Annotated in this window: 1 pseudogene; it reads right to left on the bottom strand. The window is 63.8% G+C overall.

Annotated features, from left to right (window positions below):
* Positions 1–271: pseudogene (gene nhaR / locus AC4IFT_RS22490) on the bottom strand (transcriptional activator NhaR); the annotation flags it as partial.

The following is a 271-nucleotide window of genomic DNA, read 5'->3' as shown; positions in this document are numbered from 1 at the left end:
CGCATACAGCGTCGGCGCCACGAAAATCGCGTTGTGGTACATGCCGAAGGCCTTCATCAGCGCCGCATCGTCGAACTCGCCCAGGATCTCCACCTGAATGCCCTGCGTATTGAACCAGTTAAGCAGCTTGCGCCCCAGCATCGAGCGGCGGCCGGGGATCAGCAACTTACGCTGCTCCAGGCAGGCCGGGAACGGCAACTCCGGCGCCGGCTGGCGGCAGAAGAAGCTGATGCCGCACTCGCCCAGCTTCAGCGAGAACAGCCCTTCCTGC

Source organism: Providencia sp. UF-183, from assembly GCF_058246155.1.
The sequence above is the reverse complement of the archived record's forward strand: the minus strand, read 5'-3'. Positions and strand labels throughout refer to the sequence as shown.